This is a genomic window from Pseudomonas sp. Sample_24 (genome assembly GCF_004307605.1).
Taxonomy (GTDB): Bacteria; Pseudomonadota; Gammaproteobacteria; order Pseudomonadales; family Pseudomonadaceae; genus Aquipseudomonas.
Map to the genome: position 1 here is coordinate 25,124 of NZ_RCNW01000336.1, position 18,652 is coordinate 43,775.

At 59.6% G+C, this 18,652-nt stretch carries 18 protein-coding genes; 13 read left to right on the forward strand and 5 right to left on the reverse strand.

What is annotated here, in order from left to right:
* From D8V06_RS18320 to D8V06_RS18330, 3 genes are all read left to right on the forward strand, one after another.
* On the forward strand, window positions 1-1,053 hold a 1,053-nt coding region (locus D8V06_RS18320; protein WP_130931484.1), incomplete at its 5' end, for an ATP-binding cassette domain-containing protein.
* 222 nt (window positions 1,054-1,275) lie between these two features.
* Window positions 1,276-2,622: a carbohydrate porin gene (locus D8V06_RS18325; protein ID WP_056852623.1), complete on the forward strand. Its 1,347-nt coding sequence runs from the start codon at window positions 1,276-1,278 to the stop codon at window positions 2,620-2,622.
* A 114-nt stretch (window positions 2,623-2,736) separates the two neighbouring features.
* On the forward strand, window positions 2,737-3,591 hold the full coding sequence (locus tag D8V06_RS18330) for a D-hexose-6-phosphate mutarotase (protein WP_056852622.1): 855 nt from the start codon (window positions 2,737-2,739) through the stop codon (window positions 3,589-3,591).
* A gap of 158 nt (window positions 3,592-3,749) precedes the next feature.
* Here D8V06_RS18330 and D8V06_RS18335 read toward each other — a convergent pair whose 3' ends face one another.
* Window positions 3,750-4,610: a MurR/RpiR family transcriptional regulator gene (locus tag D8V06_RS18335; protein ID WP_170948639.1), complete on the reverse strand. Its 861-nt coding sequence runs from the start codon at window positions 4,608-4,610 to the stop codon at window positions 3,750-3,752.
* 228 nt (window positions 4,611-4,838) lie between these two features.
* On the opposite strand from D8V06_RS18335, the gene zwf reads away from it, so the two are divergent.
* The 4 genes from zwf (at window position 4,839) to D8V06_RS18355 (ending at window position 8,583) form a co-directional block, all read left to right on the forward strand.
* Window positions 4,839-6,308 (forward strand): glucose-6-phosphate dehydrogenase, encoded by a 1,470-nt coding sequence (gene zwf / locus D8V06_RS18340; RefSeq protein WP_056852621.1) that lies wholly within the window; start codon window positions 4,839-4,841, stop codon window positions 6,306-6,308.
* Window positions 6,295-7,008, forward strand: a complete 714-nt coding sequence (gene pgl, locus D8V06_RS18345) for a 6-phosphogluconolactonase (RefSeq protein ID WP_130905884.1) — start codon at window positions 6,295-6,297, stop codon at window positions 7,006-7,008. The genes zwf and pgl overlap by 14 nt, the downstream gene beginning before the upstream one ends.
* Before the next feature lie 17 nt (window positions 7,009-7,025).
* Window positions 7,026-7,691 carry a bifunctional 4-hydroxy-2-oxoglutarate aldolase/2-dehydro-3-deoxy-phosphogluconate aldolase gene (locus tag D8V06_RS18350; protein WP_056852619.1) on the forward strand — a complete coding sequence of 222 codons (666 nt, stop codon included), beginning with the start codon at window positions 7,026-7,028 and terminating at the stop codon, window positions 7,689-7,691.
* Between the two features lie 175 nt (window positions 7,692-7,866).
* The gene (locus D8V06_RS18355) at window positions 7,867-8,583 is read left to right on the forward strand and encodes an intradiol ring-cleavage dioxygenase (protein ID WP_130931479.1); all 717 of its coding nucleotides are present in this window, start codon (window positions 7,867-7,869) and stop codon (window positions 8,581-8,583) included.
* A gap of 2 nt (window positions 8,584-8,585) precedes the next feature.
* Here the strand turns inward: D8V06_RS18355 and D8V06_RS18360 are convergent, their stop codons facing one another.
* Window positions 8,586-9,767 carry an aminotransferase class V-fold PLP-dependent enzyme gene (locus D8V06_RS18360; RefSeq protein WP_130931480.1) on the reverse strand — a complete coding sequence of 394 codons (1,182 nt, stop codon included), beginning with the start codon at window positions 9,765-9,767 and terminating at the stop codon, window positions 8,586-8,588.
* A gap of 30 nt (window positions 9,768-9,797) precedes the next feature.
* Window positions 9,798-10,034: a DUF3820 family protein gene (locus D8V06_RS18365; RefSeq protein WP_003213031.1), complete on the reverse strand. Its 237-nt coding sequence runs from the start codon at window positions 10,032-10,034 to the stop codon at window positions 9,798-9,800.
* Window positions 10,035-10,237: 203 nt separating this feature from the next.
* On the opposite strand from D8V06_RS18365, the gene D8V06_RS18370 reads away from it, so the two are divergent.
* The 4 genes from D8V06_RS18370 to D8V06_RS18385 all read left to right on the forward strand — a co-directional run bounded on the left by D8V06_RS18370 (window position 10,238) and on the right by D8V06_RS18385 (window position 13,918).
* Window positions 10,238-10,705: a PA2169 family four-helix-bundle protein gene (locus D8V06_RS18370; RefSeq protein ID WP_056852616.1), complete on the forward strand. Its 468-nt coding sequence runs from the start codon at window positions 10,238-10,240 to the stop codon at window positions 10,703-10,705.
* Between the two features lie 157 nt (window positions 10,706-10,862).
* Window positions 10,863-12,851, forward strand: coding sequence for an FUSC family protein (locus D8V06_RS18375; RefSeq protein WP_130931481.1), 1,989 nt, complete (start codon window positions 10,863-10,865; stop codon window positions 12,849-12,851).
* Window positions 12,838-13,044, forward strand: coding sequence for a DUF1656 domain-containing protein (locus D8V06_RS18380; protein ID WP_056852614.1), 207 nt, complete (start codon window positions 12,838-12,840; stop codon window positions 13,042-13,044). Before D8V06_RS18375 ends, D8V06_RS18380 begins: the two co-directional genes overlap by 14 nt.
* Before the next feature lie 10 nt (window positions 13,045-13,054).
* Entirely contained in the window at window positions 13,055-13,918 is an 864-nt protein-coding gene (locus tag D8V06_RS18385) for an HlyD family secretion protein (protein WP_056852613.1), read from the forward strand.
* 155 nt (window positions 13,919-14,073) lie between these two features.
* Here D8V06_RS18385 and D8V06_RS18390 read toward each other — a convergent pair whose 3' ends face one another.
* Entirely contained in the window at window positions 14,074-14,544 is a 471-nt protein-coding gene (locus D8V06_RS18390; protein WP_056852612.1) for a MaoC family dehydratase, read from the reverse strand.
* A gap of 41 nt (window positions 14,545-14,585) precedes the next feature.
* On the reverse strand, window positions 14,586-15,530 hold the full coding sequence (locus D8V06_RS18395) for an alpha/beta hydrolase (protein WP_130931482.1): 945 nt from the start codon (window positions 15,528-15,530) through the stop codon (window positions 14,586-14,588).
* 244 nt (window positions 15,531-15,774) lie between these two features.
* Here D8V06_RS18395 and fadD2 point away from each other — a divergent pair, with 244 nt between their 5' ends.
* Together fadD2 and D8V06_RS18405 are read left to right on the forward strand one after the other, a co-directional pair.
* Window positions 15,775-17,463, forward strand: coding sequence for a long-chain-fatty-acid--CoA ligase FadD2 (gene fadD2, locus D8V06_RS18400; protein WP_056852610.1), 1,689 nt, complete (start codon window positions 15,775-15,777; stop codon window positions 17,461-17,463).
* A gap of 384 nt (window positions 17,464-17,847) precedes the next feature.
* A partial coding sequence (locus tag D8V06_RS18405) for an AMP-binding protein (RefSeq protein WP_153189261.1) occupies window positions 17,848-18,652 on the forward strand: 805 nt, incomplete at its 3' end.

An 18,652-nucleotide genomic window follows, 5' to 3' on the forward strand; every position in this document is an offset into this window, starting at 1 on the left:
GTCGGCCCGTCGGGCTGCGGCAAGTCGACCCTGATGAACTGCATCGCCGGCCTGGAAACCATCACCGGCGGCGCGATCATGATCGGTGATCAGGACGTCAGCGGCATGAGCCCCAAGGATCGCGACATCGCCATGGTGTTCCAGTCCTACGCGCTGTACCCGACCATGAGCGTGCGCGAGAACATCGAGTTCGGCCTGAAAATCCGCAAGATGAGCCAGTCGGCGATCGACGAAGAAGTCGCCCGCGTGGCCAAGCTGTTGCAGATCGAGCACCTGCTCAATCGCAAGCCGGGCCAGCTCTCCGGTGGTCAGCAACAGCGCGTGGCGATGGGCCGTGCGTTGGCGCGGCGGCCGAAGATTTATCTGTTTGACGAGCCACTGTCCAACCTCGACGCCAAGCTGCGGGTCGAGATGCGCACCGAAATGAAACTGATGCACCAGCGCCTGAAAACCACCACGGTCTACGTGACCCACGACCAGATCGAAGCGATGACGCTGGGCGACAAGGTGGCGGTGATGAAGGACGGGATCATCCAGCAGTTCGGTACACCGAAAGAGATCTACAACGACCCGGCCAACCTGTTTGTGGCGAGCTTCATCGGTTCGCCGCCGATGAACTTCATCCCGCTGCGGTTGCAGCGCAAGGACGGTCGTCTGGTGGCGCTGCTCGACAGTGGCCAGGCCCGTTGCGAATTGCCGCTGGGCATCCAGGACGCCGGTCTCGAGGATCGCGAAGTGATTCTCGGCATGCGCCCGGAGCAGATCGTACTGGCCAACGGTGAAGCCAATGGTTTGCCGACCATTCGCGCCGAGGTCCAGGTTACCGAGCCAACCGGCCCGGACACTCTCGTTTTCGTCAATCTCAACGACACCAAGGTCTGCTGCCGCTTGGCCCCGGACGTGGCGCCGCAAGTCGGCGAGACCCTGACCCTGCAATTCGATCCGGCGAAAGTGCTGCTGTTCGATGCCAAGACCGGCGAGCGCTTGGGGGTTGCCGGTGTGCCGAAAACCGAGGCGCACGCTGCCAACGTCGCCCAGTTCAAAGGCCGCTGAAGATCATAGGTGGGAATGGATTTTTGTGGGACTGGCTTGCCAGCGATGCAGGCGACTGGTTTTGACGTCGAACCGAGGTGATGCCATCGCTGGCAAGCCAGCTCCCACATAAAAGCCCATCTCCACAGGGGGAATCCGTGGCGGATGGCCTGTCATCCGCCGCAACTGATGTAACCGCGTTGGAAAAAGAAAAGTTAATAACAATAAAACGAGGAAGTAGGGATGAAGAAGAACAACAGTGCTCAGCTTATCTGCCAGTTGTCAGCCGTTGCGGCAATGATGCTGGCCGGTAGCGTGCACGCGGCTGACGCGTTCAGCGCCGATTCGGAGTGGATGACCGGTGATTGGGGTGGCGAGCGTACCAAGCTGATCGAGCAGGGCATCGACATCAAGATGGACTACGTCGGTGAAGTCGGTGGCAACCTGCATGGCGGTTTCAACGACGACAAGACCGCGCGCTACAGTGACCAGTTTGGTCTGGGCGCGGCGCTGGACCTGGAAAAGCTGTTCGGCTGGGATAACACCCAGGCCAAGATCCAGCTGACCAACCGTAACGGCGAAAACATTTCCAACGACCGCGTCGGCGACCCGCGGGCCGGCACCCTGAGTTCGTCCCAGGAAGTCTACGGCCGAGGCCACATGGTGCGTCTGACCCAACTGTGGATCAAGCATCAGTTCTTCGACAACAAACTCGACGTCAAGGCCGGTTACTTCGGTGAGGGTGAAGATTTCAACACCTTCCCGTGCGAATTCCAGAACCTGGCATTCTGCGGTTCCCAAGTGGGTAACTGGGCCACCAACATCTGGTACAACTGGCCGGTCAGCCAGGCGGCGATCCGCGTGAAGTACAACATCTCGCCTGAGTGGTATGCGCAGATCGGCGCGTACAACCAGAACCCGTCGCAACTGGAGCACGGCAACGGCTTCAAGCTCAGCGGCAGTGGTACCAAAGGCACCGTCCTGCCGGTTGAACTGGTGTGGCTGCCCAACCCTGGCAACCTGCCGGGCGAATACCGTGTCGGTTACTACAAAAGCACCGCCAGCGCCGATGACGTTCGTGAGGATGACAACGGCAATGATGCGGCCACCAGCGGCAATGCCTATCGCAGCCACAGCAGCAAGCACGGCTACTGGTTCGTGGCGCAACAGCAACTCACCAGCCACAACGGTGACGCCACTCGCGGTCTGAACATCGCCGCCAACGCGACGTTCCACGACAAGGACACCAACATCGTCGACAACTACCAGTCGCTGATGTTCGTGTACAAAGGCCCGTTCGATGCACGTCCGAAAGATGACCTCGGTATCGGTTTCGCCCGCATCCATGTCAACGACGACGTGAAGAAAAACGCCGAGCTGACCAACGCCGCCAATGGCGTCAGCGACTACAACGATCCACTGTTCTCGCCACTGCGTGAGACCGAGTACAACTACGAGCTTAACTACGGTTTCCACGTCACCAATTGGCTGACCGTGCGTCCTAACTTGCAATACATCACCCACCCGGGCGGTGTAGATGAAGTCGACAACGCGCTGGTGGCCGGTCTGAAAATTCAGTCGGTGTTCTAACGCGACTGCGATAAGCTCCTCTCTATGTGCGCATTTTGCGGACGGCCAAGGCTGTCCGCTTTTTTTTGGAGGGCCGCGCACCCCGCTGACAGATGATTTTCAGGACCGTGGCACATGCATGAGCATCCGCTACAACGCTTCTTCAAATCCTTGCGCGAACGACCGGTGTTTGCCTGGGAGCGCTATCAGAAGCGCGACGTGTTGGTCATTGATCACCCGCTGTGTCAGGCGGTGTTCAGTCGCCAGGGCGCGCAGTTGTTGCACTTTCAACCCAAGGGGCAGAAACCCTGGCTGTGGTGTGCGGCGAAGTGGCCGCAGGTGGGCGCGATCCGTGGTGGCGTGCCGGTGTGCTGGCCATGGTATGGCCGTCATCCGAGCGAAAATGCCTGGCCGTCCCATGGTTGGGCGCGGTTGCTCGACTGGAAGCTGATCGATAGCAGCAGTGACGAGGATGGCGTGCGTTTGCACTGGCAACTTGAACTCTGCGACTGGCAAGTGGACCTGCATGCACACCTGGGGGAACGCATGGAGTTGCGTTTGAGTACCGAGCATCAGGACGACATGCCATGCCAGTTGAGCCAGGCTTTGCACGCTTACTGGCGTATTGGCGATGTCGGTGAGGTAGCGCTGTCTGGGCTCGAAGGCGCGCAAGGTTACGACCAGTTGAACCGACAGATTTGCCAGCAGGAAGGCGAGTTACGGGTCGATGGCGGATGCCAGCGGGTGTTTCAGCATGACGGGGAGTTGCAGCTTAACGATCACGCCTGGGATCGGGCGTTGTGCATCGATACCGGCGATACGGCTGACACGGTGGTGTGGCATCCGGGATCACGACCGTTGCTTGGGGTGAGCTGGAACGAGATATCTGAATTCGTGTGCGTGGAAGCGGCCAGCGGCGGCACCGACAGTCTGTGCCTGAAACCGGGGGAGCGGGCGCATTTGAGTTTGCAGGCGCGGGTGGCGGCTTAATGGGGATCGTTCCCACGCTCTGCGTGGGAATGCCTCAAGGGACGCTCCGCGTCCAGTGACGCGGAGCGTGGGAACAATCAGCATTTCAGGTTTGGCGCGGACACTGTGGGAGCTGGCTTGCCAGCGATGAGGCCGGACCGTTCAGCGCAGATTTCGGATCAATTGAATTCGTCACCCACCGGATACCGGCTGGCATTCAAACTCTCTTTGATCTTGCGCAAATGCGGCTGGAAATCCACTCCGCGTCGCAGGGTCATGCCAGTTGCGAGCACGTCGAGCACGGTCAGTTGAATGATCCGCGACGTCATCGGCATGTAGATGTCGGTGTCTTCCGGCAATGGAATGTTCAGGCTCAAGGTACTGGCTTTGGCCAGTGGTGAGTTTTCCGCGGTCAAGCCGAGCACCGAAGCGCCGTTCTCCCTTGCAATGCGCGCCACTTCCACCAGTTCGCGGGTGCGGCCGGTGTAGGAAATGATCACGAACAACTCGCCGGTGTGCGCCACCGAGGCAATCATGCGCTGCATCAGCACGTCGGCGTGGGCAGTCACGGCCAGGTTGAAACGGAAGAACTTGTGCTGCGCATCCAGTGCCACCGGGGCCGAAGCGCCGAGACCGAAAAAGTGGATCTGCCGCGCCTGGATCAACAGGTCGACGGCGCGGCTGATCAGGTTCGGGTCCAGTGCCTGGCAAGCGCTGTCCAGGGACGCGATGGCGCTGCCGAAGATTTTCTGCGTGTAGGCCTCCGGGTTGTCATCGGCCTCTACCGCACGGCTGACATACGCCGCGCCGCTGGCCAGGCTTTGCGCCAATTGCAGCTTGAGCTCGGGGTAGCCGCTGACGCCGAACGAACGGCAGAAACGGTTGACCGTCGGCTCGCTGACCGAAGCGGCCTGGGCGAGGGCGGCGATGCTGAAACGGGTGGCCTGCTGCGGGTTGAGCAGGATCACCTCGGCGACTTTGCGCTCGGCCTTGTTCAGCTCTTCAAGGCGATTCTGGATCTGTTCCAGTAAATTTCGCACGCGGTCCATATGAGTTTCCTTGATTCACCAGCGCCGATAAGCGCGCGGCTAATGCAAAAAGGGCCTTTGGTGAGGCCCATAACGGTGGCCTATCCTACTGATGGCTCCGACCGACCACCACTCGGAATCTGTATTTTGCGAAAATGTTGTGGTTATTACTACATTTTCCCTTGAGTGATGCCTTGAAAAAAGGTATTTGTAGCTTAACTTGATAAAAGAACAAACATCATGCTCTCGATTACGGTTGAACCGTGCACCTTTGCCTTGTTTGGCGCCCTTGGCGATCTGGCCTTGCGCAAGCTGTTTCCTGCGCTTTATCAACTCGACGGTGCAGGCCTATTGCACGAGGACACGCGGATCATCGCGCTGGCCCGTGAGCCCGGCAGCGAGCAGGAGCATTTGGCGTTCATCGCCTCCGAGCTGCGCCGCTACGTGGGTGCCAAAGATCTGGACGAAGCCGTCGTCGAACGTTTTCTCGCACGCCTGAGCTATCTGCACGTCGATTTCCTCAGACCCGAAGACTATGTGGCCCTGGCCGAAGCGGCAGGCAGTGCCCAGCGGGTCATCGCCTATTTTGCTACGCCGGCAGCGGTGTACGGCGCGATCTGCGAGAACCTGGCGAAGGTCGGCCTGGCGGAAAACACCCGCGTGGTGCTGGAAAAACCCATCGGTTCGGACCTGGAATCCTCGCGCAAGGTCAACGATGCCGTGGCGCAGTTCTTCCCGGAAAACCGCACCTACCGCATCGACCATTACCTGGGCAAAGAGACTGTCCAGAATCTGATCGCCCTGCGTTTCGCCAATAGCCTGTTCGAAACCCAGTGGAACCAGAATTACATTTCCCACGTGGAAATTACCGTGGCCGAGAAGGTCGGGATCGAAGGCCGCTGGGGCTACTTCGACAAGGCCGGCCAGCTGCGGGACATGATCCAGAATCACCTGCTGCAATTGCTCTGCCTGATCGCCATGGACCCACCGGCCGACCTGTCCGCCGACAGCATCCGCGACGAGAAAGTCAAAGTGCTCAAGGCACTGGCGCCCATTAGCCCGGAAGGCCTGACCACCCAGGTGGTGCGCGGCCAATACATCGCCGGCTACAGCGAAGGCAAAGCCGTGCCGGGTTATCTGGAAGAACCCAATTCCAACACCCAGAGCGACACCGAAACCTTTGTCGCCCTGCGTGCCGATATCCGCAACTGGCGCTGGGCCGGCGTACCGTTCTATCTGCGCACCGGCAAGCGCATGCCGCAGAAACTGTCGCAGATCGTCATCCACTTCAAGGAACCGTCGCATTACATCTTCGCTCCCGAGCAGCGCCTGCAAATCAGCAACAAGCTGATTATCCGCCTGCAACCGGACGAAGGCATTTCCTTGCGCGTGATGACCAAGGATCAAGGCCTGGACAAAGGCATGCAGCTGCGCAGCGGTCCGTTGCAGCTGAATTTTTCCGACACCTGGAGCAGCGCACGGATTCCCGATGCCTACGAGCGGTTGTTGCTGGAAGTGATGCGCGGCAATCAGAACCTGTTTGTCCGTAAAGATGAAATCGAAGCCGCGTGGAAGTGGTGTGACCAGTTGATCGCCGGGTGGAAGAAATCCGGTGATGCGCCCAAGCCGTATGCGGCAGGGTCCTGGGGGCCGATGAGCTCCATTGCACTGATTACGCGGGATGGGAGGTCGTGGTATGGCGATATCTGATTTGAAACTGCCTCAGGGTGTAAGCGCCCATGAGTTCAAGAGCCCGACGCTGTTGGCCGAAGGCCTGGCGCTGAGCGTGGCGAAACAACTGAGCGACGCGATCGACACCCAGGGCACTGCGACCCTGGTGGTGTCCGGTGGCCGCAGCCCGGTGGCGTTTTTCCAGCACCTGGCCAAGCAGAAACTGGACTGGTCCAACGTCGTGATCAGCCTGGCTGACGAGCGTTGGGTGCCGGTCGAGCATGCCGACAGCAATGCCGGCCTGATCAAGAAATACCTGTTGCAAGGCCCGGCGGCCAAGGCTCAGTTTCTGAGCCTGTATAGCGCCAGCGCCAACCTGGAACAGGCGGCAGAGCAGGCTGACCGTTTGCTCTCCGAGTTGCCGGTGATCGACGTGCTGGTACTGGGCATGGGCGATGACGGTCACACCGCCTCGCTGTTCCCCAACAGTCCGAAGCTTGCCGAGGCCTTGCAGGTAGACGGTAGCCGTCGTTGCTATCCAATGCTCGCACCGACCGTGCCGCATCAGCGCCTGACCATGAGCCGTGCGCTGCTGGCTTCGGCCAAGCACAAGGTTCTATCGATTTCCGGTCAGTCCAAGCTGACCACCCTGAGTACCGCACTGGCCGGTGACGATGTCGCCGCAATGCCGATTCGCGCGTTTCTGCAACCTACGTTAGAGATTTACTGGTGCCCATGAGCCAAGGAACAGCCGCTATGACAATCCCATCCCCGACCGTTTCCATGGCGGATAAAGTTGCCCTGATCGACAGCCTCTGCGCCAAGGCGCGGATCCTGCCGGTGATTACCATCGCCCGCGAGCAGGACGTTCTGCCGCTGGCCGATGCCCTCGCGGCCGGTGGCCTGACCGCGCTGGAAGTGACCCTGCGTTCGCAGTTCGGCCTCAAGGCCATCCAGATCCTGCGCGAACAGCGCCCGGAGTTGATGACCGGTGCCGGCACCGTGCTCGATCGCCACATGCTGGCCGCGGCAGAAGCGGCGGGCTCGCAGTTCATCGTTACGCCAGGCATCACCCGTGACCTTCTGGAAGCCAGCGTTGCCAGTCCGATCCCGTTGCTGCCAGGCATCAGCAATGCCTCGGGCATCATGGAAGGCTATGGTCTGGGTTATCGCCGCTTCAAGTTGTTCCCGGCGGAAGTCAGCGGTGGCGTTGCCGCTATCAAGGCCTTGGGCGGTCCGTTCGGCGAAGTGAAATTCTGCCCGACCGGCGGCGTGGGCCCGGCCAATATCAAGAGCTACATGGCGTTGAAGAACGTCATGTGCGTGGGCGGTAGCTGGATGCTTGATCCTGAGTGGATCAAGAACGGCGACTGGGCCCGCATTCAGGAATGCACCGCCGAGGCACTGGCGCTGCTGGACTGATCGCTTCACCCGACACTTCGTTGTGTGTTCTACGGCTTTACGGTGCGCTTGGTCGGTGCACCGTTTTTTTTTGCCTGATGAAAACCGGCGTCAAGACATCCTGCGATACATAGTTACCGCATCCGGAAAAGCGGCCAGTGCTAGCCTGCGTTGATCTTATGGAAGAGAGAACGTCATGGACGCCAACATCACCGATACACCCGTTTACCTGCTGTCCCCGGAACAAATCGCCGGCCCTTATTTTCGCAATCCCAAACTGATTCGACGCAATATCAGCGAAGGCGCCGACGGCATCCCATTGGTATTGCGCCTGCAAATCATCGATGCCATGACTGGCCAACCGGTCACCGATGCGCTGGTGGATATCTGGCACTGCAATGCGCGGGGCGCCTATTCAGGCTGGAGCAAGATCAATCCGGACCTGGAAGTCGATGTCGGCGACATCGGCGCAATCCCGAGAACCGACGACGATACGTACCTGCGTGGTGCTCAGTTCACTGATAAAGCGGGGAACGTGCGCTTCACTACCATCTACCCGGGTTTCTATGCCGGCCGTACCCTGCACATTCATGTGGCCGTGCGGATCACCTCGGGCAACAACTATCTGGAAGAACGACACGTCGCCTGGGTGGGGCAGCTGTACTTTCCCGAAGTGGCTTCGCGTTCAGTGCTTGGCAGTCGGCAGTACAGCGGACGGGCTGTGCGACCGCTGGGCAATGAGCAAGATCACTTTTACACAACCATGGGCGGCGAGGCCTCGACCCTGAATGTACATACCCTCTCTCGAGACTCCAGGGACGACGGTTTTTTCGGGCACATGACCATCGGCATCGACACCTTTGCAGTGTCGACCCAGATCAAGCCGGAAGACTTCGATAAATACACCGTGTGACGTCAGGCCAGTTCCGCCAACGCCGAAGCCAGTCGGTTCATGTCCGCCGCAGTGCTGGTCAGCCCCGGCGTAATGCGAATGCATGGACCGCTGGCAGCGCCGTTGCGCACTACGGTAAACAGGTTGTAGTCGCTGAGCAGTTTTTCGGCCATCGCCTGTTGGTCGGCATGGGCGGTAAAGCGCATCGAGGTGATGCCACAGTACAACCGTGGATCATCCGGGGTCATGACTTCGATACCCGGGTGCCCACGTACCGCGCGCACCCAGAGGTTGCGCAGGTAGTTGAGCCGTGCCCCCTTGGCCGCGGCACCACCCATGGCCCAATGCTCTTCGAGCACCAGCGGCAGGGTCAGCAGCGCGGGGATGTTCGGCGTGCTGTAAGACGTGCGAGCGCGAATGTCGGTGATCGGAAAATGCATTTCCTCCATGTCCGGGTCGATGTCAGCCAGGCGCTCGGGGGCGATGTAGAGAAAGCCCAGGGTCAGCGGTGCACCGATCCATTTGTGCAGGTTGTAGGCGGCGAAGGCGATGCCCAGCTCTTCGAGATCGAATTCCAGTTGCCCCAGTGCATGGGCGCCGTCGAGGATCACATCGATGCCATGCTCCCTGGCGGCGGCGGCAATCGCCTGCACCGGCATCACCAGGCCTGTGCGGTGAGTGACGTGGGTCAAGGCCATCAGCTTGAGTCGTGGGTAGCGTGCAAAGGTCTCGCGATAGGTGGCCAGTAAACTGTCGAAACTGGCAGGGTGCCCATGGTCGATCTCGATCACTTCAACACCCCGATGACGCGCCAGCCAGCGCATCGCGCCCTTGACCGTGTCGTACTCCAGGTCGCAGATCAGCACTTGATCGCCCGGTTGAAGGCGATTGTAGTTGCGGATCAACGATTGCAAACCATCCGTCGCGTTGCAGGTCAGGGCGACACTTTCGGCAGGTACACCGATCAGCCCGGCCAACTGCGCGCGGATCTTCACACTGTCGCCCTGCTCGAAGCGCTGGCGCGCATACACCGAGTTGCTGCGGTTGATCAGCTCGATGTTGCGCTGATACTCCTCGACCACGGTGCGCGACATGCGTCCGAAGTAGCCGTTTTCCAGATTGATCGGTCCCGGTTGCCGATCGTAGCGATCGGCAAAGGTCCGCCAAAAGGCTTCATCACGGGCACGGCGGATATTGTCGGGCATGGGCTTACTCAATCAGGGGCGGGGCGTGGATCAGTGGCGTGGTGCCGGTTTGCCATGCTTGGCGCGCAAGGGTTCCAGCAACTCCGACAAGCCGTTGTGATCAATCTCTTGCATCAGAGCCAGCAAGCCACCCAATTCGCCGTGGGGAAAACCTTCCCGGGCAAACCAGTTCAGGTATGGGCCGGGCAGGTCGGCAATGATCCGTCCCTTGTATTTGCCGAAGGGCATTTCCCGGGTAATCAGCAGTTCGAGCTTTTCAGGGTTCATCACGCAGTCGTCTTCATTCATTCAGTCTGGAAAATACAGGCATTCTGCATGCAGGCCAATTGACAGATCATGCAAAAAAAACGGATACAGATTTTCGCCGTAATGGTAACTAATTGAAAAATATAGGGAAATTTATGTCTGTTGAGCTGGCATGCGCCCTGCAATGAGTAAGTCATCTTTCATCAACCGCAAGGAATTGAAAAATGACCGACATGAATAAAGAAGCGATTTCTGTACTCAATGACCTGATTGAAACCTGCAAAGACGGTCAGGAAGGGTTCAAGACTTGCGCCGAAGACATCAAACACCCTGAACTCAAAACCTTGTTTGTGCAACGTGCTGCCGACTGTGGCACCGCCGCCGCTGAGCTGCAGGCTGCGGTGCGTTCAATGGGCGGCGATCCGGAAACGTCCACCAGCGTCAGTGGCGATCTGCATCGTCGCTGGGTCGATGTGAAGTCGATGTTCACCGGCAAGGATGAAGAAGCGGTGCTCAATGAAGCCGAACGTGGCGAGGACCATGCGCTGAAGGCGTATCGCGATGCCATGGAGAAAATCAACAAGCACAACCTGGTGGGCATTCGTGATCTCGTTGAGCGTCAGTACCACGGCGTGCAACGTAACCACGATCAGGTAAAAGCCCTGCGTAACCAGGCGCGCGCACGTTCGTAAGCGTTCGTTTGCTGTCAAAAACGCCAGCCAGTCTGGCGTTTTTTTGTGCCCGGGAATTAGCGCTGGACGGGGTATAGATAGCTAGCTAATAATTTGTTTTTCAAGTGACCGGCCTGAAGCCGACTATCGTTAAAACGACTTTTCAAGAGTGCTTTTCGTGCCCATTACTTTGCAGGCGTTGTTCGCGCCTGACCGCCGCGCCTTGCAGTTCGCGATCAAGACCTTGATCGGCGGAGGAGTGGCGCTGTGGCTGGCATTGCGCTGGGGCCTGGAGCAACCGGCCTGGGCGTTGATGACTGCGTTCATCGTCGCGCAGCCGCTGTCCGGCATGGTGATGCAAAAGGGCTTGGCGCGGCTGTTGGGGACGTTGGTCGGAACCATCATGTCGGTGGTGTTCATGGGCTTGTTCGCCCAGACACCGTGGCTGTTTTTGCTGGCGTTGGCATTGTGGCTTGGACTGTGTACGGCCAGTTCGACATTACTGCGCAGTGCCTGGTCCTATTCATTTGTACTGGCCGGGTACACCGTGGCGATCATCGCGCTGCCGGCCATCAATCATCCGTTGACCGTATTTGACCAAGCCGTGGCACGCTGCACCGAAATCAGCCTGGGCATTATCTGCGCCACCGCCAGCAGTGCTTTGCTCTGGCCATTGCGGGTCGAGCGACAGCTGTCGGACCAGGCCCGAGGAGCCTGGCAAAGTGGCATGAATGCCGCGCGGGCGACACTGGCCGGGGATGGGCAGGCACGCAAAGGCTTGCTGGAAATTCTCGGTCGAATCGTTGCCGTGGACGCGCAACGCGAACACGCCTGGTTCGAAGGGCCTCTCGGTCGGCAACGGGCACGCGCCATCAGTGGTTTGAGCCAGAAATTGTTGATGCTGCTGCGCATCGCCCGTTCAGTGCGCCGGCAGTGGAAACAGTTGGAACCGCAAGAGTCGGCGCAGTTGTCAGCGTGGATGAACGAAGTGCTGGAGGCGCTGAAAGTCGCCGATCCTGCGACTTTGCATGCCCTGCGCCCGCGTTTGCTCGACGCGTCCCACGACCCAAAGATCAGTTCGGCACAGAGTTACTGCCTGGTGCGTTTCACCTTGCTGATGGATACGGCCATGGCGGCGACGGCGGCGTTGAGCGCCGTTGAGGAGGGCGGTGATCCGGTCGCGCCGCCCAAGACGCTGACACCTCACCGCGATCTGTCGCTGGCCCTGGTGTTTGGCGCCCGCAGTGCCTTGGCGTTTCTGGTGGTTGCAAGTTTCTGGCTGGCGACCGCTTGGCCCGCGGCAGCGGGGGCGATGTTGTTGACGTGCGTGGTGTGCAGCCTGTTCGCCAGCCGGGAAAATGGTGCGCAAATCGGCATGAGTTTCATGCGCGGGATATTCCTGGCCATTCCGGCGGCGTTCATCGTCGGGCAAATTCTGCTGCCGCAATGGAGCAGTTTTGCCATGTTGTGCATGGGTATGGGCGTGCCGTTGTTTTTCGGGGCGCTGGGCATGGCCAAGCCGCAGATCGGCGCTACGGCCACGTCATTCTGCCTGCATTTCATTGTGCTGGTGGCTCCGCTCAACCAGATGAAGTTCGACGTCGCGACGTTCTTCAACAGCGCCCAGGCCATGGTCATCGGCGTCGGTGCGGCGGTGCTCGCATTCCATCTGTTGATCCTGCGTAACCCGGCGTGGCATGGCCGTCGATTGCTCGCGGCTACCCTTGACGATCTGGTGCGCCTGACCCGGCGCAATCTTGCCGGCGCCGAGAGCTGGTTCGGCGGGCGCATGGCCGACCGCTTGCTGCAATTGGCGCGGCATTATCCGGAGTTGCCCGAGCCGGCGCGAAGCCGCTGGGATGACGGGCTGCTCGGGTTGGATATCGGCGATGAATTGCTGCACCTGCGCCTGAGCCTGGCGGTTGCGCAGGTTCCGGTTTCTACAGCGCAACAGCAATACCTCGAGCAACTGGAAAGCGTCCTGAAAAAAGGTCCGGCGCCAGATCGCGGCGAAGCGCTGGCCGAAGCCAGCGAGGCTTTCGTGCAAAACCTTTACGCCTTGCCCTCGAGTGATGCAGTGAAACTGGCCCGGGGCGCGGTGCTGCAATTGCAGAACAGCTGGCGCGCCTGGTGCCGCCAACAGGAGGCAAACCATGGGCTTGCGTGAGTGGGCGGTGGGCGGGGTGTTGCTCAGCCCGTTTCTGATTTATGTGCTGCTGGCGCTGCTGGTGACCGGCGCCTTGCGCCTGTTGTTGCGGCTGACCCCGATTGGTCGTTGGGTCTGGCACGAAGCATTGTTTGATTGTGCCTTGTACGTCTGTGTATTGACCGTGATCACCGTCGTCCTCGGACCTTTATAAGGAGCTGAATATGCGTACCCCCGTACGTGTCGCGTTGACCCTGTGCCTGGTGGCGGTGGCGATATTTGCCGGCGTGCATTTGTGGCAGTACTACATGCTCACGCCCTGGACCCGCGATGCACGTATTCGCGCCGACGTGGTGGTGATCGCGCCGGATGTGTCGGGCTGGGTGCGTGAGCTCAAGGCCTACGATAACCAGCAGGTGAAGGCGGGGGACCTGTTGTTGAGTATCGACCGCGACCGTTTCGAAGCCGCCCTGGAAAAAGCCCAGGCGGTGGTGCAAACCCGCCAGCAACAACTGAACCTGCGTGAACGCGAAGCCAGCCGCCGCGCCAGCCTCGGGCCGCAAGCGATCAGCGCCGAACTGCGGGAAAACGCACAAATCAATGCCGGTATCGCCCGTGGTGAACTGCGAGAAGCACAGGCCGAGGCCAAGGTCGCAGAGATCAACCTGGCGCGCAGCCAGATCCATGCGCCGCGCAATGGTCACATCACCAACCTGCGTCTGGCTCAAGGCAATTATGTGAATGCCGGGCAACCGGTGATGGCGTTGATCGATGATTCAACCTTTTACGTGCAGGCTTATTTCGAAGAAACCAAGCTGCCACGGATCAAGGTCGGCGACCCGGTGAAAGTCTGGTTGATGAGCGCCGGGGAAGCGTTGCAGGGGCACGTGGAAAGCATCAGCCGCGGGATAACCGATCGCAATACCACACCGGACGGCCAGTTACTGGCAGAGGTGGAACCGACATTCAATTGGGTGCGACTGGCGCAGCGGATTCCGGTGCGGATCAAGCTGGACAAAGTGCCCGAAGGGATCAACTTGAGTGCGGGAATGACTGCGAGCGTGCAGGTGCAGGAGGGTGAGCGCTAGTTCGTGTTCGTGCTGCTGTCCTGTGGCCAGGGCGCTTGCTCCCGCTCGGCTGCGCAGCCGTCGCAAATCCTGCCAACGCATTCGTTCAAGTGAACTGAGGTGTCTGAGTTGGGGGCGCTTCGCGCCCCAGCGGGAGCAAGCCCCCTCGCCACAGGTCAGCCGATGCTGATCGGTGGCAACTCGGTCAGCGTCACGCTCTGCTGTTTGCGCGGCGCGAGGATTTCCGCCTCGCCGTCGACCACCAGTTCATCGCGCTGGTTGAATACGCGGGTGGCGATGCGCACGCGGAACTTCGGCAGTTTTTCGAGGATTTCCAGGCGCACCGTCAGGGTGTCGCCGATCTTCACCGGCTTCTGGAAACTCATTTGCTGGCCGATGTAGATGGTGCCCGGCCCAGGCAGTTCGCAAGCCACCGCAGCGCTGATCAGTGCACCGCTGAACATGCCATGGGCAATGCGCTCCTTGAACATGGTGCTGGCAGCGTATTCGGCATCCAGGTGCACCGGGTTGTGGTCGCCCGACATCGCGGCGAACAATTGAATGTCGCGCTCTTCGACCGTCTTGCTGAAGCTGGCGGTCTGGCCGACTTCAAGGGCTTCGTAAGGGGTGTTGGTAACCTGGGTCATGTGTCTCAATTCCTGTGACGAATAAAAGAATTCACAAAAAACTATTCGGCTCGATGTGGCCTGGGGTTGCTCAGGGTCTGGTTGATCCAGCCCAGCACGTCGGCAATCACGTCATCGCGGTTGGTTTCGTTGAACAGTTCGTGCCGAGCCTGCGGATAAATTGTCAGTTGCAGGCTCTGGCTGCCGGCTTCGCGCAAGGCGTCGGCCAGATCTTTCAGACGCTTGCCTTCGCTCACCGGATCACATTCACCGCCAATCACCAGCAGCGGCAGGCCCGGATCGATCTGGGCGAGATTGGACGCTTTGCTGATTTGCTGCAACCCGCCGAGCAAATCGATCCACATTTGATTGGTACACCTGAAGCCGCACAGCGGGTCATTGGCGTACAAGTCGACCTCTGAAGGATCGCGACTGAGCCAGTCGAACCGGGTGCGCACCGGTTTGAATTTGTTATTGAACGAGCCAAACGACAACCATTCGATCAGCGCGCTGCGGCCCTTGGGGCCTTGGCGCAGGCGTTCGAGGCGGGCAATCTGCCGCGCCGCACGGTAAAGCGTCACGGGCTGGAAGTTCGAACCGCTGAGAATGGCCCCCTGCAGGCTGGCGCTGTGGTGCAACAGGTAACCTTGGGCGATGTAACTGCCCATGCTGTGGCCGAGCAGTACGATCGGCACACCGGGATGCTGCTGGCCGATGTGCTGATTCAGGCAGGCCAGGTCACCCACCACTTTGGCCCAGCCATCGTTGTCCGCGAAGTGGCCGAGCGTCCCGTTTTCGGCAGTTTTGCCATGTCCGCGCAAGTCCGGTGCATAGAGGCCGTAGCCCTGATCGCAGCATTTTTCGGCAAGGCGCGCATAGCGGCCACTGTGTTCGGCCATGCCGTGGGCCAGCAGGATCACCGCCTTTAGCTTGCCTGTGGGCAGCCACTGATTGACGAAGAGGCGGCTGCGGTCACTGGTGGTCAGCCAGAACGTGTCGTGGATCATGGCGATTCCTTTCCATGCATGGGCGCGGGGTGGTTGCATTGTATAGCGCAAATTCCTGCCGGCATCAGCTCACGCCACGGCAGGAAGATTCACACGGTCAATGACGCGTTGACGCATATTTGCCTGATTGGCCATAACTGCTAGTGTCCGTGAAGCTCCGCTTTTCGCTTTCTGCTTTTTGAGGGATCACAGAGAAATGACAGAAAAGCGGCCCGGATAGGCTCAGGTAAAGAGGACAAGAACAATGCAACCTGATTTCTGGAATGACAAGCGCCCGGCCGGCGTACCCCTGGACATCGACGCGGGTGCCTACAAGTCGGTCATCGAGGTGTTTGAACGTTCCTGCAAGAAATTCGCTGATCGCCCGGCGTTCAGCAACATGGGCATCACCCTGACCTACGCCGAACTGGAACGCTACAGCGCAGCGTTCGCCGGTTACCTGCAAGCCCATACCGACCTGGTGCCGGGGGATCGCATCGCGGTGCAGATGCCCAACGTCCTGCATTATCCGGTTGCCGTGTTCGGCGCGTTGCGTGCCGGGTTGATCGTGGTCAACACCAACCCGCTGTACACCGCGCGGGAGATGCGTCACCAGTTCAAGGACTCCGGCGCCCGGGCACTGGTGTACCTCAACATGTTCGGGCAAAAGGTCCAGGAAGTCCTGCCCGACACCGACATCCAGTACCTGATCGAAGCCAAAATGGGCGACTTCATGCCCGCCGCCAAAGGCTGGCTGGTCAACACGGTAGTGAGCAAGGTGAAGAAAATGGTCCCGGCCTATGCCTTGCCCCAGGCCATTTCCTTCAAGACTGCGTTACGCATGGGCCGCGGCCTGGGCATCAAGCCGCTGAAAGTCGGCCTCGACGATATCGCCGTGCTGCAATACACCGGTGGTACCACCGGGCTGGCCAAGGGCGCCATGCTGACCCACGGCAACCTGGTGGCGAACATGCAACAAGTGCGGGCCTGTCTGGAGCAGTTCGGCAACGACGGTCAGCCGCTGTTGCGCGAAGGGCAGGAAGTGATGATCGCGCCGCTGCCGCTGTACCACATCTATGCATTTACGGCCAATTGCATGTGCATGATGGTGTCCGGCAACCATAACGTGCTGATCACCAATCCGCGGGACATCGGCGGCTTCATCAAGGAACTGAAAAACTGGCGCTTCTCGGCGTTGCTCGGGCTCAACACGCTGTTCGTTGCGCTGATGGATCACGCGGATTTCAAGACCCTGGATTTCTCCAGCCTCAAGCTCACCAACTCCGGTGGCACCGCGCTGGTCAAGGCTACTGCCGAACGCTGGGAACAGCTCACCGGTTGCCGCATCACCGAGGGCTACGGCTTGACCGAAACCTCGCCAGTGGCCTGCACCAACCCGTACGGCGACCAATCGCGCATCGGCACGGTCGGGCTGCCAGTGCCGGGCACCACGTTGAAAGTGATCAATGATGAAGGGGTCGAACAGCCCTTGGGCGAGCGCGGCGAACTGTGCATCAAGGGCCCGCAGATCATGAAGGGCTACTGGCAGAAACCCGAGGCCACCGCCGAGGTGCTGGACGCCGAGGGCTGGTTCAAGTCCGGCGACATTGCTGTGATCGACCCGGACGGCTTTGTGCGCATTGTCGATCGCAAGAAAGACATGATCATTGTCTCGGGTTTCAACGTGTACCCGAACGAGATCGAAGACGTGGTCATGGCCCACCCGAAAGTCGCCAACTGTGCGGTCATCGGGGTACCGGACGAACGTTCCGGCGAGGCGGTCAAGCTGTTTGTGGTGGCGCGTGAGGCAGGGGTCAGCCTTGAAGAGCTGAAGGCGTACTGCAAGGAAAACTTCACGGCGTACAAAGTACCCAAGCACATCGTGTTGAGGGAGTCGTTGCCGATGACACCGGTGGGCAAGATTCTGCGGCGCGAGTTGCGCGATATCGCCTGATTGTTGAATGGCCGCGCTTCACGCGGATCGCGGGCAAGCCACGCTCCCACAGATTCACTGTTGTGCACGCACGTTGTGTACGACGCGAACCCTGTGGGAGCGGGCTTGCCCGCGATGCTTTTCGGCGTACGCCAGAGCCCCGAATTCCGTGGCTTTCAGGATGTTATAGGTTTTTTGCTCTAAAATGACCGCCTGTCATTCTTGAGTCACAATTGTGACCGTAGAGGCCGCTTTTGGCTCTAGTCGACCCTTGGCAAAGCTGCTACTCTCGGCGCGCTTTGTGACTTCTCGGCCTTCTGTCAGCCAGATTCACCAATGACCAAACACCAATAATAATCGCATCAAATGCGGTGCTGAATTCGCGTTGCTGAGGAGTGGGCTTCCATGATCGAAGACTTTTGGAAGGATAAGTACCCAGCTGGGATTGCTGCCGACATCAATCCAGACGAGTATCCGAATATTCAGGCAGTGTTGAAGCAATCCTGCCAACGCTTCGCCAACAAGCCGGCATTCAGCAACCTGGGCAAGACAATCACCTACGGTGAACTGTACGAATTGTCCGGTGCCTTTGCCGCGTATCTGCAACAGCATACCGATTTGCAGCCGGGCGATCGAATCGCCGTGCAACTGCCCAACGTCCTGCAGTACCCCGTGGCCGTCTTCGGTGCCATCCGCGCCGGGCTGATCGTGGTCAACACCAACCCGTTGTACACCGCACGGGAAATGGAACACCAGTTCAACGACTCCGGTGCCAAGGCCCTGGTCTGCCTGGCCAACATGGCGCACCTGGCGCAAATCGTGGTGCCCAAGACTGGCGTCAAGCACGTCATCGTCACCGAAGTCGCCGACCTGTTGCCGCCGCTCAAGCGCCTGCTGATCAACAGCGTCATCAAGTACGTGAAGAAGATGGTGCCGGCCTATCACTTGCCAAAAGCCGTCAAGTTCAACGACGTGCTGAGCAAGGGCCAGGGCCAGCCAGTGGCGGAAGCGAACCCGGCCAACAGCGATGTCGCGGTGCTGCAATACACCGGTGGCACTACCGGCGTGGCCAAGGGCGCGATGCTGACCCACCGCAACCTGGTGGCGAACATGCTGCAGTGCAAGGCGCTGATGGGGTCCAACCTCAACGAAGGTTGCGAGATCCTGATCACGCCGCTGCCGCTGTATCACATCTATGCGTTCACCTTTC